This window comes from Phyllobacterium sp. P5_D12, assembly GCF_054049495.1.
Window position 1 is genome coordinate 1 of sequence record NZ_JBFUMG010001146.1, and the last position, 605, is coordinate 605.

The window sequence follows — 605 nt, forward strand, 5'->3', positions numbered from 1 at the left end:
GGACGGGGAATTGCTGGTAATATCCGGCGGTATTATCCAAACTGGATCGTTTATGTCTGCGTTACGCTTCTTCTTATCGCGAACATCATTAACATCGGTGCGAACATTGGCGCGATGGCAGATGCTGTCTCTGGGCTGATCGGCGGACCGAATATTTTATATGTTTTGATCTTTGGCGCGGTGTGCATCCTGATGCAGGTATTCTTGGAGTACAAACAATATGTCCGCATTCTGAAATGGCTGACACTCGCACTTTTCACATATGTCGGAACGCTTTTCTTCGTCAAAATCGACTGGACTGCCTTGCTGCATGACATGGTGCTGCCACCCATTTCATACAACTCTGAATACTTGACCGCTGTGGTCGCTATCCTTGGTACGACAATCAGCCCGTATCTTTTCTTCTGGCAAGCGGCGCAGGAAGTGGAAGACATCAAGGAACTGCCTGAGCGCGAGCCGTTGAAAGACGCTCCCGAACAAGCACAAGATGCTGATAAACGTATCAACCTGGACACGCTTGTTGGTATGGGTTTCTCCACCATCATCGCCTTGGCGATCATGGTGACAGCCGCGGCAACTCTGCATGAGAGCGGCATAACCCAGAT

At 49.9% G+C, this 605-nt stretch carries 1 protein-coding gene; it reads left to right on the forward strand.

Annotated elements, in window-relative coordinates; genetic code table 11:
* Nucleotides 1–45: 45 nt before the first annotated feature.
* The coding region (locus ACXJ5O_RS29195) for an NRAMP family divalent metal transporter (protein WP_457302948.1) at nucleotides 46–605 on the forward strand (560 nt) is incomplete at its 3' end.